The organism is Streptomyces lunalinharesii (genome assembly GCF_039532155.1).
Lineage (GTDB): Bacteria > Actinomycetota > Actinomycetes > Streptomycetales > Streptomycetaceae > Streptomyces > Streptomyces lunalinharesii.
This window is the reverse complement of the sequence record NZ_BAAARK010000008.1, coordinates 247954-263233: the sequence shown is the minus strand read 5'-3', so window position 1 is coordinate 263233 and position 15280 is coordinate 247954. Positions and strand designations below refer to the sequence as shown.

11 protein-coding genes are annotated in these 15280 nt (G+C 72.6%); 4 read left to right on the top strand and 7 right to left on the bottom strand.

Features of this window, described 5'->3' with window-relative positions:
- Positions 1–2: 2 nt before the first annotated feature.
- The gene (locus ABD385_RS15845) at positions 3–1271 is read right to left on the bottom strand and encodes a GlxA family transcriptional regulator (protein ID WP_037634766.1); all 1269 of its coding nucleotides are present in this window, start codon (positions 1269–1271) and stop codon (positions 3–5) included.
- A 1025-nt stretch (positions 1272–2296) separates the two neighbouring features.
- On the opposite strand from ABD385_RS15845, the gene ABD385_RS15840 reads away from it, so the two are divergent.
- Entirely contained in the window at positions 2297–2818 is a 522-nt protein-coding gene (locus ABD385_RS15840; protein ID WP_016574539.1) for a universal stress protein, read from the top strand.
- A gap of 327 nt (positions 2819–3145) precedes the next feature.
- Here ABD385_RS15840 and glmS read toward each other — a convergent pair whose 3' ends face one another.
- Positions 3146–4975 carry a glutamine--fructose-6-phosphate transaminase (isomerizing) gene (glmS, locus tag ABD385_RS15835; RefSeq protein WP_344576055.1) on the bottom strand — a complete coding sequence of 610 codons (1830 nt, stop codon included), beginning with the start codon at positions 4973–4975 and terminating at the stop codon, positions 3146–3148.
- Positions 4976–5057: 82 nt separating this feature from the next.
- Positions 5058–5333 (bottom strand): hypothetical protein, encoded by a 276-nt coding sequence (locus tag ABD385_RS15830; protein WP_344576053.1) that lies wholly within the window; start codon positions 5331–5333, stop codon positions 5058–5060.
- A 233-nt stretch (positions 5334–5566) separates the two neighbouring features.
- Between ABD385_RS15830 and ABD385_RS15825 the strand changes: the two genes are divergently transcribed.
- A complete protein-coding gene (locus ABD385_RS15825; RefSeq protein WP_344576051.1) occupies positions 5567–7162 on the top strand; it encodes a beta-N-acetylhexosaminidase in 1596 nt (531 codons plus the stop codon).
- A 186-nt stretch (positions 7163–7348) separates the two neighbouring features.
- On the opposite strand, the gene ABD385_RS15820 is transcribed toward ABD385_RS15825, so the two are convergent.
- From ABD385_RS15820 to ABD385_RS15805, 4 genes are read right to left on the bottom strand one after another with little or no spacing between them, the layout of a single operon-like run.
- Positions 7349–8506, bottom strand: coding sequence for an acyl-CoA dehydrogenase family protein (locus ABD385_RS15820; RefSeq protein ID WP_344576049.1), 1158 nt, complete (start codon positions 8504–8506; stop codon positions 7349–7351).
- A gap of 7 nt (positions 8507–8513) precedes the next feature.
- A complete protein-coding gene (locus ABD385_RS15815) occupies positions 8514–9470 on the bottom strand; it encodes a hydroxymethylglutaryl-CoA lyase (protein WP_344576048.1) in 957 nt (318 codons plus the stop codon).
- Complete coding sequence (locus ABD385_RS15810) at positions 9467–11533, bottom strand: ATP-binding protein (protein ID WP_344576046.1); 2067 nt, start codon at positions 11531–11533, stop codon at positions 9467–9469. The genes ABD385_RS15815 and ABD385_RS15810 overlap by 4 nt, the downstream gene beginning before the upstream one ends.
- An 8-nt stretch (positions 11534–11541) precedes the next feature.
- Positions 11542–13173: a carboxyl transferase domain-containing protein gene (locus ABD385_RS15805; protein ID WP_344576155.1), complete on the bottom strand. Its 1632-nt coding sequence runs from the start codon at positions 13171–13173 to the stop codon at positions 11542–11544.
- A gap of 145 nt (positions 13174–13318) precedes the next feature.
- Here ABD385_RS15805 and ABD385_RS15800 point away from each other — a divergent pair, with 145 nt between their 5' ends.
- Both ABD385_RS15800 and ABD385_RS15795 read left to right on the top strand, forming a co-directional pair.
- Entirely contained in the window at positions 13319–13966 is a 648-nt protein-coding gene (locus tag ABD385_RS15800; protein ID WP_344576045.1) for an SACE_7040 family transcriptional regulator, read from the top strand.
- Between the two features lie 140 nt (positions 13967–14106).
- The gene (locus ABD385_RS15795) at positions 14107–15264 is read left to right on the top strand and encodes an acyl-CoA dehydrogenase family protein (RefSeq protein WP_344576042.1); all 1158 of its coding nucleotides are present in this window, start codon (positions 14107–14109) and stop codon (positions 15262–15264) included.
- The last annotated feature ends 16 nt before the right edge of the window (positions 15265–15280 follow it).

The following is a 15280-nucleotide window of genomic DNA, read 5'->3' as shown; positions in this document are numbered from 1 at the left end:
TCTCACCCTACGGGGCGCTCCCGCTGGCCGGGCAGCACGGGGCGGCCGGCCCCTCGGCCGACCGGGGTCTCCGGCAGCCGTGCGGCGTACCCCTCCGGTTGGGGCTTGCCCGCCTCCACCGCCTCGGCGGCGAGCGCGTGCCCGCTCAGTGCGGCGGCGGAGAACCGCTCGCCGCCCAGCGTCGCGCGCTCGCGCTCCGGACGCTCGGCCCGCTCCGGACGCAGTGCCGGTTCGGGCGCGCCGCTCTGCGGCCGGCGGGCGCGGTAGGCCGCCCGGTAGGCCGCGGGCGAGGCGCCCAGCTGCCGCCGGAAGTGGCCGCGCAGCGCGACCGGCGAGCGGAACCCGCAGCGCCCGGCGACCTCGTCCACCGAATAGTCGGAGGTCTCCAGCAGCCGCTGGGCCTGGAGGACCCGCTGGGTGATCAGCCACTGGAGCGGCGCGCTGCCCGTGAGGGAGCGGAACCGCCGGTCGAAGGTGCGCCGGCTCATGTACGCGCGGGCCGCCAGCGTCTCCACGTCGAACTGCTCGTGGAGGTGCTCCAGCGCCCAGGCGACGACCTCGGCGAGCGGGTCGGCGCCGATCTCTTCAGGTAACGACCTGTCGAGGTAGCGCTGGTGCCCGAGGTCGGACGCGGTCCGCCGGGGCGGGACCACCAGCCGGCGGGCCAGCGCGTTGGCCGCGTCGGCGCCGTGGTCGGTGCGGACGATGTGCAGGCACAGGTCGATGCCTGCCGCGGTGCCCGCGGACGTGAGCACGTCGCCGTCGTCGACGAAGAGCTCACGCGGGTCCACGTGGACGGACGGGTAACGCTTGGCGAGCGTCGGTGCGTACATCCAGTGGGTGGTGGCCGGTCGGCCGTCGAGCAGTCCGGCTGCGGCGAGGACGAACGCCCCCGTGCACAGCCCGACGATCCTGGCCCCTTCCTCGTGCGCGCGACGCAGGGCGTCGAGCGCCGCGGGTGGCGGAGCCTGGGTGATGGAACGCCAGGCCGGTACGACGACCGTCCCGGCGCGGGAAATCGCCTCCAGCCCGTAGGGGGCTGACAGTTCGAGCCCCCCAGTCGTGCGCAAAGGCGCATCTTCGCCAGCGCACACAAGTAGCCGGTACCTCGGAACGCCGGCGTCTTGGCGGTCGATGCCGAAGACCGAGAGCGGAATGGAGCTCTCGAAAATGGGGCCGCCGCTGAAGAGGAGCACCGCGACTATTTCGCGGCGTCGTCGGGCGGCGAGCTTGCGTGCGGCATCTGGTACGGCAGCGGAGTCCTGGCTCATGGCACTTAAGCCCCCCTCGGTCGTCTCGCCCTCTCGGTCCTGCACAGTTCCCCCGCCGTCACTGACCAAGATCGAATCTACTGTGTCCCGTGAGGATGGAGTGCCAAGTTCACCACCCACTGGTATGTCGATATGGCAACTTGGCGCGAAGCATTCGATCACGAAGCGTTCCACTCGTCGGGCCTGCATGGGAAGTGCGCGTCTCGGCTCTGCCCGTTCGCAGTAGGGCACAACCATGCCCAGCGGTCCTTTCCTCCCTGCTCACGCCGGGGTTGAGGGGGGTCCAGGGCATGGGGTGGGTAGGGGCCGGAAGTTGGCTGAAAACGGTCGTGTGCAGACTTGCGGAGCCCCCAAACGACCGGCGTACGCCCCCTGTAGAGGTGTCCGCCCCCTTGCCTTTACGTACCTATCTGTTCGCTTATGTCCATCTAGTGTTTCGGGGGTCAAGCACCGTTGGGCGGGCGCGTCCGGCGGGGTGGGGGTGAGGGTCCCCGGTGGCCGTCGGCCGCCTCGGTGGGGCCGGTGCCGGTGCGGCCCGCGTCGGTCCCGCGGGATCCGCTCGGTGATCAAGGAGTCGGTCGCCGGGGTGCGGTCGGGCGCATCCGGAGGCACGACGCCGCTCACCGGGTCGAGTGATCTCCGGTGCGGCGGCGGCACGATGGGGATCACCGCGGTCGGGCGGCGCGGACGGCGCCACCGAGGCGCGCGGGGCGCCGCCGGGGGTACGTACGGGGGCAGGACGGGGCATTGCCATCCGCGCCACGCTCCGGCATGCTCCGGGGAACGCTTGCGGCCCCGGACCGCCCCGTGGGGGTGCGCCGGAGGCCCGTGGGCGTTCTGGGCAGCAGAGGAGTAGCGCCGTACTCTTGGGGTATCGGCTTGGAAAGATGATTCCCAGTCGTATCGTTCCTCTTTGAACTAAGGCTCTCGCTCCTTGATCGAGCCGCCCAGGTCAACTGCCGGATCAAGTCAATCGCCGTTCCCCGTTCGCCCCTCCGCAAGAGGACGTTCTCGCCGAGACACCCATGGCCGGTCACGAAATCCCTGAACCCGCGGACCGCAAGCAGGTCGCCGATCCGATGGCGGACCTCGAAGCGGTGGAACAGAAGCACCACTCCTGCGATCCCGCCTTCCGGCACGGCGTCGTGGTCGGCTTCGACGGCTCCACGTCGAGCGAGCGCGCGTTGGCGTATGCAATCGGAATGGCGCGGCGTCACGGCTCCGGCCTGATCATCGTCCACGTGGCCAACCGGCTGCCGACGACGGTGTGGGCGGGCTGCGAACCCCCGGTCTTCGTGGACGTCCCCGACCACCGCACCGAGGTGCTCGGGCTGGAGCTCGCCTGCGCCGACCACCTGGCCGAGGTCCCCTGGATCCTCGTCGAGCGCGGCGGCGACATCTGCCACGAGTTGGAGGAGGTCGGCCGGGAGTACGAGGCCGACGCGATCGTGGTCGGCTCCACGCACGGCCTGGTCGGCCGGATCTTCGGCTCGGTGGCCGGTCGGTTGGCCCGCCGCGCGCAGCGTCCGGTCATGGTCATTCCCTGACGCCGACGCCCGGCTCCGTCCCGTCCGTGACGGAGTCGAACTCCCGTGTGCGGGCCCCTCGTTGATCGGCTCTTTGCGACATGTCCACAGTTGAGGGGGCGTCATGGGGATTTGCGGGCGGCGGGTGCCCGGTTGCCGTCCGAGGGTTGGCCGCACGTCGGTGGCGGGTAGAAAACGGTCACGACGACGTGCTGTCGGTCGGGAAGTGACGGGTCCCGGGGCGGCGGCATCCCGCCGGCGTAATGGGCGACGCCGGCAAAGGGGAGGCGCCGGCTCCGCGCGCGTACGGTGGCACGCGCGCGGAGCCAGCGCCTTTGTCCTGCGGGCCTATTCCACCGTCACCGACTTGGCGAGGTTGCGGGGCTTGTCGATGTCCCGGCCGAGCGCCAATGCCGTGTGGTAGGCGAGGAGTTGGAGCGGGATGCCCATCAGGATCGGGTCCAGCTCGGGCTCGTTCTTCGGCACCACGATGGTGTGGTCGGCCTTCTCCTGCTCCTGGTGGGCGACGGCGAGGATCCGGCCGCTGCGGGCCTTGATCTCCTCCAGCGCGGCGCGGTTCTTCTCCAGCAGGTCGTCGTCGGGCACGATCGCGACCGTCGGCATCGCCGGCTCGATGAGCGCCAGCGGGCCGTGCTTGAGCTCCGAGGCCGGGTACGCCTCGGCGTGGATGTACGAGACCTCCTTGAGCTTCAGGGACGCCTCGCGGGCCACCGGGTAGCCGCGCACCCGGCCGATGAACATCATCGACTTGGCGTCGGCGTACAGCGCCGAGAGCTTCTTGATCTCGTCCTCGTCCTTGAGGATCTCGTCGATCTGGCCGGGCAGCTTGCGCAGGCCCTCGATGATCCGCTTGCCGTCCGCGACCGACAGGTCCCGGATCCGGCCCAGGTGCAGGGCGAGCAGCGCGAAGGAGACCACCATGTTGGTGAAGCACTTGGTGGAGACCACGCACACCTCGGGGCCGGCGTGCACGTAGATGCCGCCGTCGGTCTCCCGGGCGATCGCCGAACCGACCACGTTGACCAGGCCCAGCACCCGGGCGCCCTTGCGCTTGAGCTCCTGGACGGCGGCCAGCACGTCGTAGGTCTCACCGGACTGGGAGACGGCGACGTAGAGGGTGTCGGGGTCCACGACCGGGTTGCGGTAGCGGAACTCGGAGGCCGGCTCGGCGTCCGAGGGGATGCGGGCCAGCTCCTCGATCATCTGGGCGCCGATCTGGCCGGCGTGGTACGAGGTGCCGCAGCCGAGGATCTTCACCCGGCGCACCGCGCGCGCCTCGCGGGCGTCGAGGTTGAGGCCGCCGAGGTGGACGGTGGAGAAGCGGTCGTCGATCCGGCCGCGCAGCGCCCGGTCCACCGCCTCCGCCTGCTCGGAGATCTCCTTGTGCATGTACGTGTCGTGGCCGCCCAGGTCGTAGGACTCGGCCGCGTACTCGACGGTCTCCGGCGTCGCCGTGGTGCGGGAGCCCTCGGTGGTGTACGTGCGGTAGTCGTCGGCCTTGAGGGTGGCCATCTCGCCGTCGTCGAGGGTGACGACCTGGCGGGTGTGCGAGACCAGCGCGGCGACGTCGGAGGAGACGAACATCTCGTGCTCGCCGATGCCCAGGACGACCGGGGAGCCGTTGCGGGCGACCACGATGCGGTCGGCGAAGTCGGCGTGCAGCACGGCGATGCCGTAGGTGCCCTCGATGTGGCGGAGGGCCTCGCGGACCTTCTCCTCCAGCGTCGGGGCGGTGGAGCGGCCGATCAGGTGGGCCAGCACCTCGGTGTCGGTCTCGGAGGCGAACTCCACCCCGTCGGCGGTCAGCCGGGCGCGCAGCTCGGCGGCGTTGTCGATGATGCCGTTGTGGACGAGGGCGACCTTGCCCTCGGTGTCGAGGTGCGGGTGGGCGTTCTCGTCGGTGGGGGCGCCGTGGGTGGCCCAGCGGGTGTGCGCGATGCCGGTGGAGCCCGCGAAGCGCTTCGGCAGGCGGGACTCCAGCTCCCGGACCCGGCCCTTGGCCTTGGCGGTCTTCAGGCCGCCCGCGGCCTTGCCGGTGCCCTTGGCGTGGATGGCGATGCCGGCCGAGTCGTAGCCGCGGTACTCCAGGCGCTGGAGGCCCTCAAGGAGCAGCGGCGCGACGTCGCGCTTGCCGATGTATCCGACGATCCCGCACATACGGTGACCCTTCTGGTTGGCGTGGTGGGTGCCCGGCCGTCCTCGACCCGTCCGGGGCTGCGGTCCGGTGGCGTCGCGGCCGTCAGCCGTAGACCAGGCGGCGCAGCTGGCGCAGCGAGAGCGGTGGTGGGGACACGGCGCGGTGCGGCAGCTCGTGTGCGATCCGCTCGAAGATCGCCTCGTTCCGCAGTCCCTGGGACTGCAGCTCGCGGTGTCTGCGGCGGACGAACCCCTCCGTGCTCTCGTCGAAGTACGCCAGCACGTCCAGCACCACCCGGGTCGCCTCGCCGCGGTGGAGCGGCGTGCTGCGGACCAGGTGGTCGATGAGGTCCTCGTGGGACGGACGGCGTTCGAGCACCCGTCGATATTGCGGGGCCGAGCGGAGAATCGCAAGAAACCTGCCCGATATCGGGCAGGTGGTGCCGAACGCGCCCGGAAACTGGTCTACACCTTGACCGGTAACCGGGCGCACGGTACGCATGGTCACCATCCGGTCGCTCCACGCCATGCAGAACGTGCGCCCCCGGGTGCGTCGCCCGCCGAACGCCCCGCAGAACGTGCCGCTGACGAAGCTCGCCGAAGGGACCGCCCATGAGACGACGCAGACTCCTCTTCTCCCTGCTCCTGGTCGCGGCGGCCGGCACGGTGACCGCCGCCGTGCCGCGGCCGGCCACCGCGGCCCTGGCCGCCACGCCGCTGGACCGGGTGATCCCGGCCCCCGCCTCGGTCCGCCCGGCCGGCGACGCCTTCACCCTCGGCGCGGGCACCCGGATCAGGGTGCCCGGCAACTCCGGCGAGGCCCGGCAGATCGCCGGCTACCTGGCGGGACTGCTGCGGCCGGCCACCGGCTTCGCGCTGCCGGTCACCACCCGCGGCGGCGCGGACGGCATCGTCTTCCGGCTCGGCGGCCGGGACACCCGCGGCCTCGGCGCGGAGGGCTACCGGCTGACCTCCGGCGGTCGCGCGCTCACCATCAGCGCCGCCCGCCCGGCCGGCCTCTTCCACGGCGTCCAGACCCTGCGCCAGCTGCTGCCGGCCGCCGTCGAGAAGAAGAGCCGGCAGCCCGGCCCCTGGCGGATCGCCGGCGGGACGATCTCCGACGCCCCCCGCTACGCCTACCGCGGGGCGATGCTCGACGTCTCCCGGCACTTCTTCACCGTCGAGCAGGTCAAGCGGTACATCGACCAGCTCGCCCAATACAAGATCAACAAGCTGCACCTGCACCTCTCCGACGACCAGGGCTGGCGGATCGCGATCGACTCCTGGCCGCGGCTGGCGACCTACGGCGGCAGCACCCAGGTCGGCGGCGGCCCCGGCGGCCACTACAGCAAGGACGACTACCGCGAGATCGTCCGCTACGCCGCCAGCCGGTACCTGACCGTGATCCCCGAGATCGACGTGCCCGGCCACACCAACGCCGCGCTCGCCTCCTACGCCGACCTCAACTGCAACGGGGAGGCGCCGCCGCTCTACACCGGCACCAAGGTCGGCTTCAGCTCGCTGTGCGTGCCCAAGAAGGTCACCTACGACTTCGTCGACGACGTCATCCGGGAGATCGCCGCGCTCACCCCCGGCCGCTACCTCCACATCGGCGGAGACGAGGCGCACTCCACCGCCCACGCGGACTACGTCGCCTTCATGGACAAGGTGCAGCCGGTGGTCGCCAAGTACGGCAAGACGGTGATCGGCTGGCACCAGCTGACCGGGGCCCACCCGGTGAAGGGCGCCCTCGCCCAGTACTGGGGCTACGACAAGACGGGCGCCCAGGAACGGCAGCAGGTCGTCGACGCGGCGAAGCGCGGGACGGGGCTGATCCTCTCGCCCGCCGACCGGGCCTACCTCGACATGAAGTACGACAAGGACAGCCCGCTGGGCCTGGCCTGGGCCGGCTACGTGGACGTCCGGCGGGCCTACGACTGGGACCCGGGGAGCTACCTGGCCGGCGTGCCCGGCGCGGCGGTCGCCGGCGTCGAGGCGCCGCTGTGGTCGGAGACCCTGACGACCTCCGCGAACATCGAGTACCTGGCGTTCCCGCGGCTGCCGGGCATCGCCGAGCTGGGCTGGTCGCCGGCCCGGGCGCACGGCTGGGACGCGTACCGGGTGCGGCTGGCCGCGCAGGGTCCGCGGTGGGACGCCCAGGGCATCGACTACTACCGGGCGCCGGAAGTGGCGTGGCCGGCGCGGTGATGCGGTGATGCGGTGACGCGGTGATGCGTCGGGGCGGCGCGGCGGGCCCGGGAATTCCCTCCCGGGCCCGCCGCGTTGTGGTCCACAGGGGGCGCCGCCGCCCCCTACGGGATCCGTTCGCCCGCCCCGGAGGGGTGCGCCCCCGGCGGTGCGGGCGGCCGCCGGTCGGCGGCGTCGGGTTCCCGCCTAGAAGCCCAACTCGCGGGCGATGAGCATGCGTTGGACCTCGCTGGTGCCCTCGCCGATCTCCAGGATCTTGGCGTCCCGCCACATCCGGGCGACCGGGTACTCGTTCATGAAGCCGTAGCCGCCGTGGATCTGGGTGGCCTCGCGGGCGTTGTCCACCGCGATCTCGGAGGAGTAGAGCTTGGCGAGCGCGGCCTCCTTCTTGAACGTCTCGCCATGCACCAGCCGGGACGCGGCGTGGCGCCAGGCCAGCCGGGAGGTGTGGGCGCGCAGCTCCATGTCGGCCAGCTTGAACTGGATGGCCTGGTTGGCGCCGATCGGCCGGCCGAACGCCCGGCGTTCCTTGGCGTACCGCACCGACTCGTCCACGCAGCCCTGGGCCAGGCCGGTGGCCAGCGCGGCGATGGCGACCCGGCCCTCGTCGAGGGTCCGCAGGAACTGCGCGTAGCCGCGGCCCTCCTCGCCGAGGAGGTTGGCGGCCGGGACGCGGACGTCGGAGAAGGACAGCTCGCGGGTGTCCGAGGCGTTCCAGCCGACCTTGGAGTACGGGGCGGCGACCGTGAAGCCGGGGGTGCCGGCCGGCACGATGATCGCGGAGATCAGCGGGGAGCCGTCGTCCTTGCGGCCGGTGACCGCGGTGACCGTCACCAGGCCGGTGATGTCGGTGCCGGAGTTGGTGATGAAGCACTTGCTGCCGTTGATCACCCAGTCCCCGTTGTCGTCCCGCACCGCGGTGGTGCGGGTCGCGCCGGCGTCCGAGCCGCCGTCCGGTTCGGTGAGGCCGAACGCGCCGAGCACCTCGCCGCTGCACAGCTTCGGCAGCCACTCCCGCTTCTGCTCCTCGGTGCCGAAGCGGTGGATCGGCATGGCGCCGAGCGAGACCCCGGCCTCCAGGGTGATCGCCACGGAGGAGTCGACCCGGGCCAGCTCCTCCAGCGCGATGCCCAGTGCCAGGTAGTCGCCGCCCATGCCGCCGTACTCCTCGGGGAACGGCAGCCCGAACAGGCCCATCTGGCCCATCTGGCGGACGATGTCGTACGGGAAGGCGTGCTGCTCGTAGTACGCGCCGATCTCCGGGGCGACGACGTCGTGTGCGAACGCCTCGACCGTGCGCCGGAGTTCTTCCAACTCGTCGGGCAGGCGGTGGTCCAGGGACATGGGTCACTCACTCCTTGTGGGAGAGGGCGCGGACGGTGCGCGAGGGGCTGGGACGGCCGAGGACGCCGGCCAGCCACACGCTGGTCCCGGTCAGCCGTTCCAGATCGACGCCGGTCTCGATGCCGAGGCCGTGCAGCATCCACACGAGGTCTTCGGTGGCGAGGTTGCCGGTGGCGCTCTTGGCGTACGGGCAGCCGCCCAGGCCGCCCGCCGAGGCGTCGACGGTGGTGACGCCGTGCTGGAGCGCGGCGAAGGTGTTGGCCAGGGCCTGGCCGTAGGTGTCGTGGAAGTGGACGCCCAGCCGGGAGGTGGGCACGCCGGCCTCGTTGAGCGCGGCGAGCAGGTGCTGGACGTGGCCGGGCGTGGCCACGCCGATGGTGTCGCCCAGGCTCAGCTCGTCGCAGCCCAGGTCGAACAGGGCCCGGCAGACCCGGACGACCTGGGCGATCGGCACCCGGCCCTCCCACGGGTCGCCGAAGCACATCGACAGGTAGCCGCGGACGTGCACCTTCTCGTCCCGGGCCCGCCGGACGACCGGTTCGAACATCGCCAGCGCCTCGTCGACGGTGCGGTTGAGGTTGGCCCGGGCGAACGACTCGGTGGCGCTGGCGAACACCGCGATCCGGCGGGCGCCCAGCGCCAGGGCGCGGTCCAGGCCCCGTTCGTTGGGCACCAGCACCGGCAGGTGCCGCGGATCGAGGTCGGCCAGCATCGGGAACAGCCGCTCGGCGTCGGCGAGTTGGGGCACCCACTTGGGGTGCACGAAGCTGGTCGCCTCGACGACCGGCAGGCCGGCGGCGGCCAGCCGGTGGATGAACTCCGCCTTGACCTCGGTGGGGACCACCGCCTGCTCGTTTTGGAGGCCGTCGCGCGGGCCGACCTCGTGGATCCGCACGCGGGTGGGCAGGCCCTCCGCGGTCACCTCCATGGGCAGTGCCCTCGCCGGTGCGCCGTCGGTGGTCATGCCGTCGCCTCCTCGTCCGTGCCGGGGGCCGGCGTCCCGGCGTCCCCGGGGTCGCCGCCGGTGGCGTCCTCGTGCGGGGCGACGACGGCCAGCACCTGGTCCATGGCGACCGTGCTGCCGGGGGTGACGTCGAGTGCGGTGACCGTCCCGGCGTGCGGCGCGGAGATCACGTGCTCCATCTTCATCGCCTCCACCACCAGCAGGCCCTGCCCGGCGGTGACCTCGTCGCCGACGGCCACCTTGACGACGGTGACGGTGCCGGGCATCGGGGCGGCGAGGGTGTCCACCCCGTGCCCGCGGGCGGCCTCCCGCAGTGCCTCGGCCACCGGGTCGTGGTCGGTGACGTGCCAGGCGTCGCCGTCCCGGCCCAGCCAGTGGCCGCCGCGGTGGAAGGCGTGCCGGATGCCGTCCACGGTGACCCGCACCGCGTCCGCGGTGACCTCGAACCGCTCCGGGGCGACGCCGGGTCGGACGTCGTACGCCACCGGGTCGTGCCCGGGGACGCGCAGCCAGTGCCGGACCGGGGCGGGCTCGCCGCCGAGCCGGAAGCCGGTCGGGGCGGCGAACGGGTCGCGCCAGCCGGCGACGTCGGCCGCCGGCTCCAGGGCGGCCTGCCGGACCGCGGCGGCCGCCGCGTACACCTCGTCCGGGACGGTGGTGGGCACCAGGTCGGCCGCCACCCGCTCGACGAGCCCGGTGTCCAACTCGCCGGACACCACGTCCGGGTGGGCGAGCAGGCGGCGCAGGAAGCCGGCGTTGGTCGGGACGCCGAGGGTGACGGTGGCGGCCAGCGCGGCCCGCAGCTTGCGCAGGGCGCTCGCCCGGTCCGGGCCGTACGCGATGACCTTGGCGAGCATCGGGTCGTACCGGCTGCCGACCTCGGCGCCTTCGGAGAGCCCGGAGTCGGTGCGGGTGCCGTCGCCGGCCGGCTCGCGCAGGGTGAGCACGGTGCCGCCGGTGGGCAGGAAGTCGCGGGACGGGTCCTCGGCGCAGATCCGGGCCTCGATGGCGTGCCCGGTGAACGACAGGTGCTCCTGGGCGTAGGGGAGGTGCTCCCCGGCGGCGATCCGCAGCTGCCATTCGACGAGGTCCAGCCCGCCCCCGGCGCCCGTCGGGTCGAAGGACACCGTCATCTCGGTGACCGGGTGCTCCACTTGGAGGCGGGTGTTCATCTCCATGAAGCAGTAGCCGGCCGGGTCCTTGCCGGGGACGATGAACTCGACGGTGCCGGCGCCGCGGTAGCCGCAGGAGCGGGCCGCCTGGACGGCCGCCTCGCCCATCGCGGCCCGGGTGGCCGCGTCGAGCAGGACCGAGGGCGCCTCCTCGATGATCTTCTGGTGGCGGCGTTGGAGGGAGCATTCGCGCTCGCCGAGGTGGAGGACGTTGCCGTGGCCGTCGGCCAGCACCTGGATCTCGATGTGCCGGGGCCGGTCGATCCACCGCTCCACCAGCAGGGTGTCGTCCCCGAAGGACGAGCGGGCCTCGCGGCGGGCGGCGGCGATCTCGTCGGCGAGCCGGTCGGCCTCGTGGACCAGGCGCATGCCCTTGCCGCCGCCGCCTGCGGACGGCTTGAGGAGCACCGGCATGCCGATCTCCCGGGCCGCGGCGGCGAGTTCCGCGTCGCTCAGGCCGCTGCCGGAGGAGCCGGGGACGACCGGGACGCCGGCCGCGCGGACCGTCTCCTTGGCCCGGATCTTGTCGCCCATCAGGTCGATGGCGTCCGCGGGCGGGCCGATGAACACCAGCCCGGCGTCGGTGCAGGCGCGGGCGAAGGCGGCGTTCTCGGCGAGGAAGCCGTAGCCGGGGTGGACGGCCCGGGCGCCGGTGCGCGCGGCGGCGTCCAGCAGGCGCGGCACGGACAGGTAGCTCTCGGTGGCCGGGGCCGGGCCGATCCGGACCGCGGTGTCCGCCTCGTGGACGTGCCGGGCGTCGGCGTCCGCGTCGCTGTACACGGCGACCGAGCGGATGCCGAGGGTGCGCAGCGTCCTGATGACGCGGACCGCGATCTCCCCGCGGTTGGCGACCAGGACGGTGTCGAACGGGCCGGTGTCGAAGCTGGTCATAGGTCCTCTCACATCCGGAAGACGCCGAAGGCCGGCGCCGCGTCGTCCCGCCCGGGCAGGGGGGCGTTGGCGCAGGCGGTCAGCGCCAGGCCGAGCACCTGGCGGGTCTGGAGCGGGTCGATGACGCCGTCGTCCCACAGTCGGGCGGTCGCGTAGTAGGCGTTGCCCTGGGTCTCGTACTGGGCGCGGATCGGGTCCTTGAAGGCGGCCTCGTCCGCCGCGCTCCACTCCTCGCCGCGCGCCTCCAACTGGTCGCGCTTGACGGTGGCGAGGACGGACGCGGCCTGCTCGCCGCCCATCACCGAGATCTTGGCGTTGGGCCACATCCACAGGAAGCGGGGGGAGTAGGCGCGGCCGCACATCGAGTAGTTGCCCGCTCCGTAGGAGCCGCCGACGACGACGGTCAGCTTGGGGACACGGGTGCAGGCGACCGCGGTGACCATCTTCGCGCCGTGCTTGGCGATGCCGCCCGCCTCGTAGTCCCGGCCGACCATGAAGCCGGAGATGTTCTGGAGGAACAGCAGGGGGATGCCGCGCTGGTCGCACAGCTCGATGAAGTGGGCGCCCTTCTGGGCGGACTCGGAGAACAGGATGCCGTTGTTGGCGACGATGCCCACCGGGTGGCCGTGCACGTGGGCGAAGCCGGTGACCAGGGTGGTGCCGTACTCGGCCTTGAACTCGGCGAAGCGCGAGCCGTCGACGATCCGGGCGATCACCTCGCGGACGTCGTAGGGCGTGCGGGAGTCCACCGGCACCGCGCCGTAGAGCCCGGCGGGGTCGGCCTTGGGCTCCTCGACGGGCCGGACGGACCAGGGCAGCGGCGGGCGGTCGCCGAGGGTGGCGACGATGGTGCGGACGATCCGCAGGGCGTGCGCGTCGTCCTCCGCGAGGTGGTCGGTGACGCCGGAGGTGCGGGAGTGCACCTCGCCGCCGCCCAGTTCCTCGGCGCTGACCACCTCGCCGGTGGCGGCCTTCACCAGCGGGGGGCCGCCGAGGAAGATCGTGCCTTGGTTCCGCACGATCACCGCCTCGTCGCTCATCGCCGGGACGTAGGCGCCGCCGGCGGTGCAGGAGCCGAGGACCGCGGCGATCTGCGGGATGCGGGCGGCGGACATCCGGGCCTGGTTGTAGAAGATCCGCCCGAAGTGCTCGCGGTCGGGGAAGACGTCGTCCTGCATGGGCAGGAACGCGCCGCCGGAGTCGACGAGGTACAGGCACGGGAGGCGGTTCTCCAGCGCCACTTCCTGGGCGCGCAGGTGCTTCTTGACGGTCATCGGGTAGTACGTGCCGCCCTTGACGGTGGCGTCGTTGGCGACGATCACGGTCTCCCGGCCGCTGACCCGGCCGATGCCGGCGATCACCCCGGCGGCCGGTGCGGCCCCGTCGTACATCCCGTCCGCGGCCAGCGGCGCCAGCTCCAGGAAGGGGGAGCCGGGGTCCAGCAGTGCGTCCACCCGCTCGCGCGGCAGCAGCTTGCCGCGGGCGGTGTGCCGTGCCCGGGCCTTCTCGCCGCCGCCGAGCCGGGCCGCGGCGAGCTTCGCGCGCAGGTGGTCGGCCAGCTCGCGGTGCGCGGCCTCGTTGGCCTGCCAGGCGTCGGACGCCGGGTCGTCGGTGCTGGTCAGCACCGGTGCCTGCTCGATGGCCTCCATCGCTATGGGCCCCCTCGCTCGGTCGGCTGGCCGCCGGGCGCCGCGGGGTGTGTCGCGGGGCCAGGCGGGTTAATAGGCGTTAACCTCATTTCCCTCAGGTTAACGACCACTAACCCGCCTGTCTACAATCGACGGCATGAGTAATGCGCACGCCCCCGCCCCGACCAGCCGCCGCGAGCAGATCCTCAAGGAGGCCGCCCGGCTCTTCGCGGAGCGCGGCTTCCACGGCGTCGGCGTGGACGAGATAGGGGCGGCCGTGGGCATCTCGGGCCCCGGCCTCTACCGGCACTTCGCCGGCAAGGACGCGATGCTCGCCGAACTCCTCGTCGGGATCAGCGAGCGGCTGCTGGCCGGCGGCCGGATGCGGGTCGAGGAGGGCGGCGAGAACCCGGCGGCGGTGCTCGACGCGCTGATCGACGGGCACATCGACTTCGCGCTCGACGACCGCCCCCTGATCACCCTCCACGACCGCGAGCTGGACCGCCTGCGGGAGGCCGACCGCAAGCGGGTCCGGCAGCTCCAGCGGCAGTACGTCGAGCTGTGGGTCCAGGTCGTCCGGCAGGTCCACGCCGAGTCGGCGGAGTCCGAGGTGCGGGCCGCCGTGCACGCGGTCTTCGGGCTGCTGAACTCCACCCCGCACCTGGGGCGCCCGGGCTCGCTGCCGGGGCGCCCGGAGATGGCGCGGCTGCTGCACCGGCTCGCGCTGGGCGCGTTCGGCGCGGTGGACGCCGAGGCGGCCGCGGGGGCCGGGGACGGCGCGGTGGCGGCGCGTCGGGCCGGCTGAACCGCTCGCGTCCGGGCCCGCGGTCCGTCCCTCCGGGGGCGGGCCGCGGGCCCGTTCCACCTCTGGACAGCCTTGCTGACCGGCGGGTAGCTTGCGCTGAGCAAACGCTTAGCCAGCTGTGGCGGTGAAGGAGGCCGGGCATGCGACGGACGGTGTACGACGAGGACCACGAGGCGTTCCGCGCGACCGTGCGCGCCTTCATCGAGGCCGAGGTGGTCCCCGTCTACGACGAGTGGTGCGCCGCCGGGCAGGCGCCCCGCGACTTCTACTACCAGCTCGCCGAGCTGGGCGTCTTCGGCATCCGCGTGCCCGAGGAGTACGGCGGCGCCGGCATCGACTCGCACAAGTTCGAGGCCGTGATGTACGAGGAGACCGCCCGCGCCGGCGTCTCCTTCGGCGGCTCCGGCGTCCACGTGCTGCTCGGCCTGCCGTACCTTCAGATGCTCGCCACCGACGCGCAGAAGCAGCGCTTCCTGCCCAAGTTCGTCTCCGGCGAGGAGATGTGGGCCCTGGCGATGACCGAGCCGGGCACCGGCTCCGACCTCGCCGGCATGAAGACCACCGCGAAGCTGTCGGCGGACGGCACGCACTACGTCCTCAACGGCGCCAAGACCTTCATCACCGGCGGCGTGCACGCGGACCGCGTCATCGTCTGCGCCCGCACCTCCCCGCCGCGCGAGGACGACCGCCGCTTCGGCATCTCGCTGTTCGCCGTCGACACCACCTCCGCGGGCTACTCCGTCGGCCGCAAGCTCGACAAGCTCGGCCTGAAGGTCTCCGACACCGCCGAGCTGGCGTTCGTCGACGTCGAGGTGCCCGTCGAGGACCTCCTCGGCGAGGAGAACAAGGGCTTCGGCTACCTCGGCCGCAACCTCCCCTCCGAGCGCTGGGGCATCGCCTTCGGCGCCTACGCGCAGGCCAAGGCCGCCGTGCGGTTCGCGCAGGAGTACGTCCAGCAGCGCACCGTCTTCGGCAAGTCCGTCGCCTCCTTCCAGAACACCAAGTTCGAACTCGCCGCCTGCCAGGCCGAGGTGGACGCCGCCGAGGCCGTCGCCGACCGCGCCCTGGAGGCCCTCGACGCCGGCGAGCTGACCGCCGCCGAGGCCGCCTCCGCCAAGCTGTTCTGCACCGAGGTCGCGCACCGCGTCATCGACCGCTGCCTGCAACTGCACGGCGGCTACGGCTTCATGAACGAGTACCCGATCGCCCGGCTCTACGCCGACAACCGCGTCAACCGCATCTACGGCGGCACCAGCGAGGTCATGAAGTCCATCATCGCCAAGTCCATGGGCCTGTAGGGCGCAGGGACCCCGC

Bases quoted from the DNA above. Each gene is read 5' to 3' on its own strand.
- ABD385_RS15845 (WP_037634766.1), bottom strand. From the start codon at position 1,271: ATGAGCCAGGACTCCGCTGCCGTACCAGATGCCGCACGCAAGCTCGCC.
- ABD385_RS15840 (WP_016574539.1), top strand. From the start codon at position 2,297: ATGGCCGGTCACGAAATCCCTGAACCCGCGGACCGCAAGCAGGTCGCC.
- glmS (WP_344576055.1), bottom strand. From the start codon at position 4,975: ATGTGCGGGATCGTCGGATACATCGGCAAGCGCGACGTCGCGCCGCTG.
- ABD385_RS15825 (WP_344576051.1), top strand. From the start codon at position 5,567: ATGAGACGACGCAGACTCCTCTTCTCCCTGCTCCTGGTCGCGGCGGCC.
- ABD385_RS15820 (WP_344576049.1), bottom strand. From the start codon at position 8,506: ATGTCCCTGGACCACCGCCTGCCCGACGAGTTGGAAGAACTCCGGCGC.
- ABD385_RS15815 (WP_344576048.1), bottom strand. From the start codon at position 9,470: ATGACCACCGACGGCGCACCGGCGAGGGCACTGCCCATGGAGGTGACC.
- ABD385_RS15810 (WP_344576046.1), bottom strand. From the start codon at position 11,533: ATGACCAGCTTCGACACCGGCCCGTTCGACACCGTCCTGGTCGCCAAC.
- ABD385_RS15800 (WP_344576045.1), top strand. From the start codon at position 13,319: ATGAGTAATGCGCACGCCCCCGCCCCGACCAGCCGCCGCGAGCAGATC.
- ABD385_RS15795 (WP_344576042.1), top strand. From the start codon at position 14,107: ATGCGACGGACGGTGTACGACGAGGACCACGAGGCGTTCCGCGCGACC.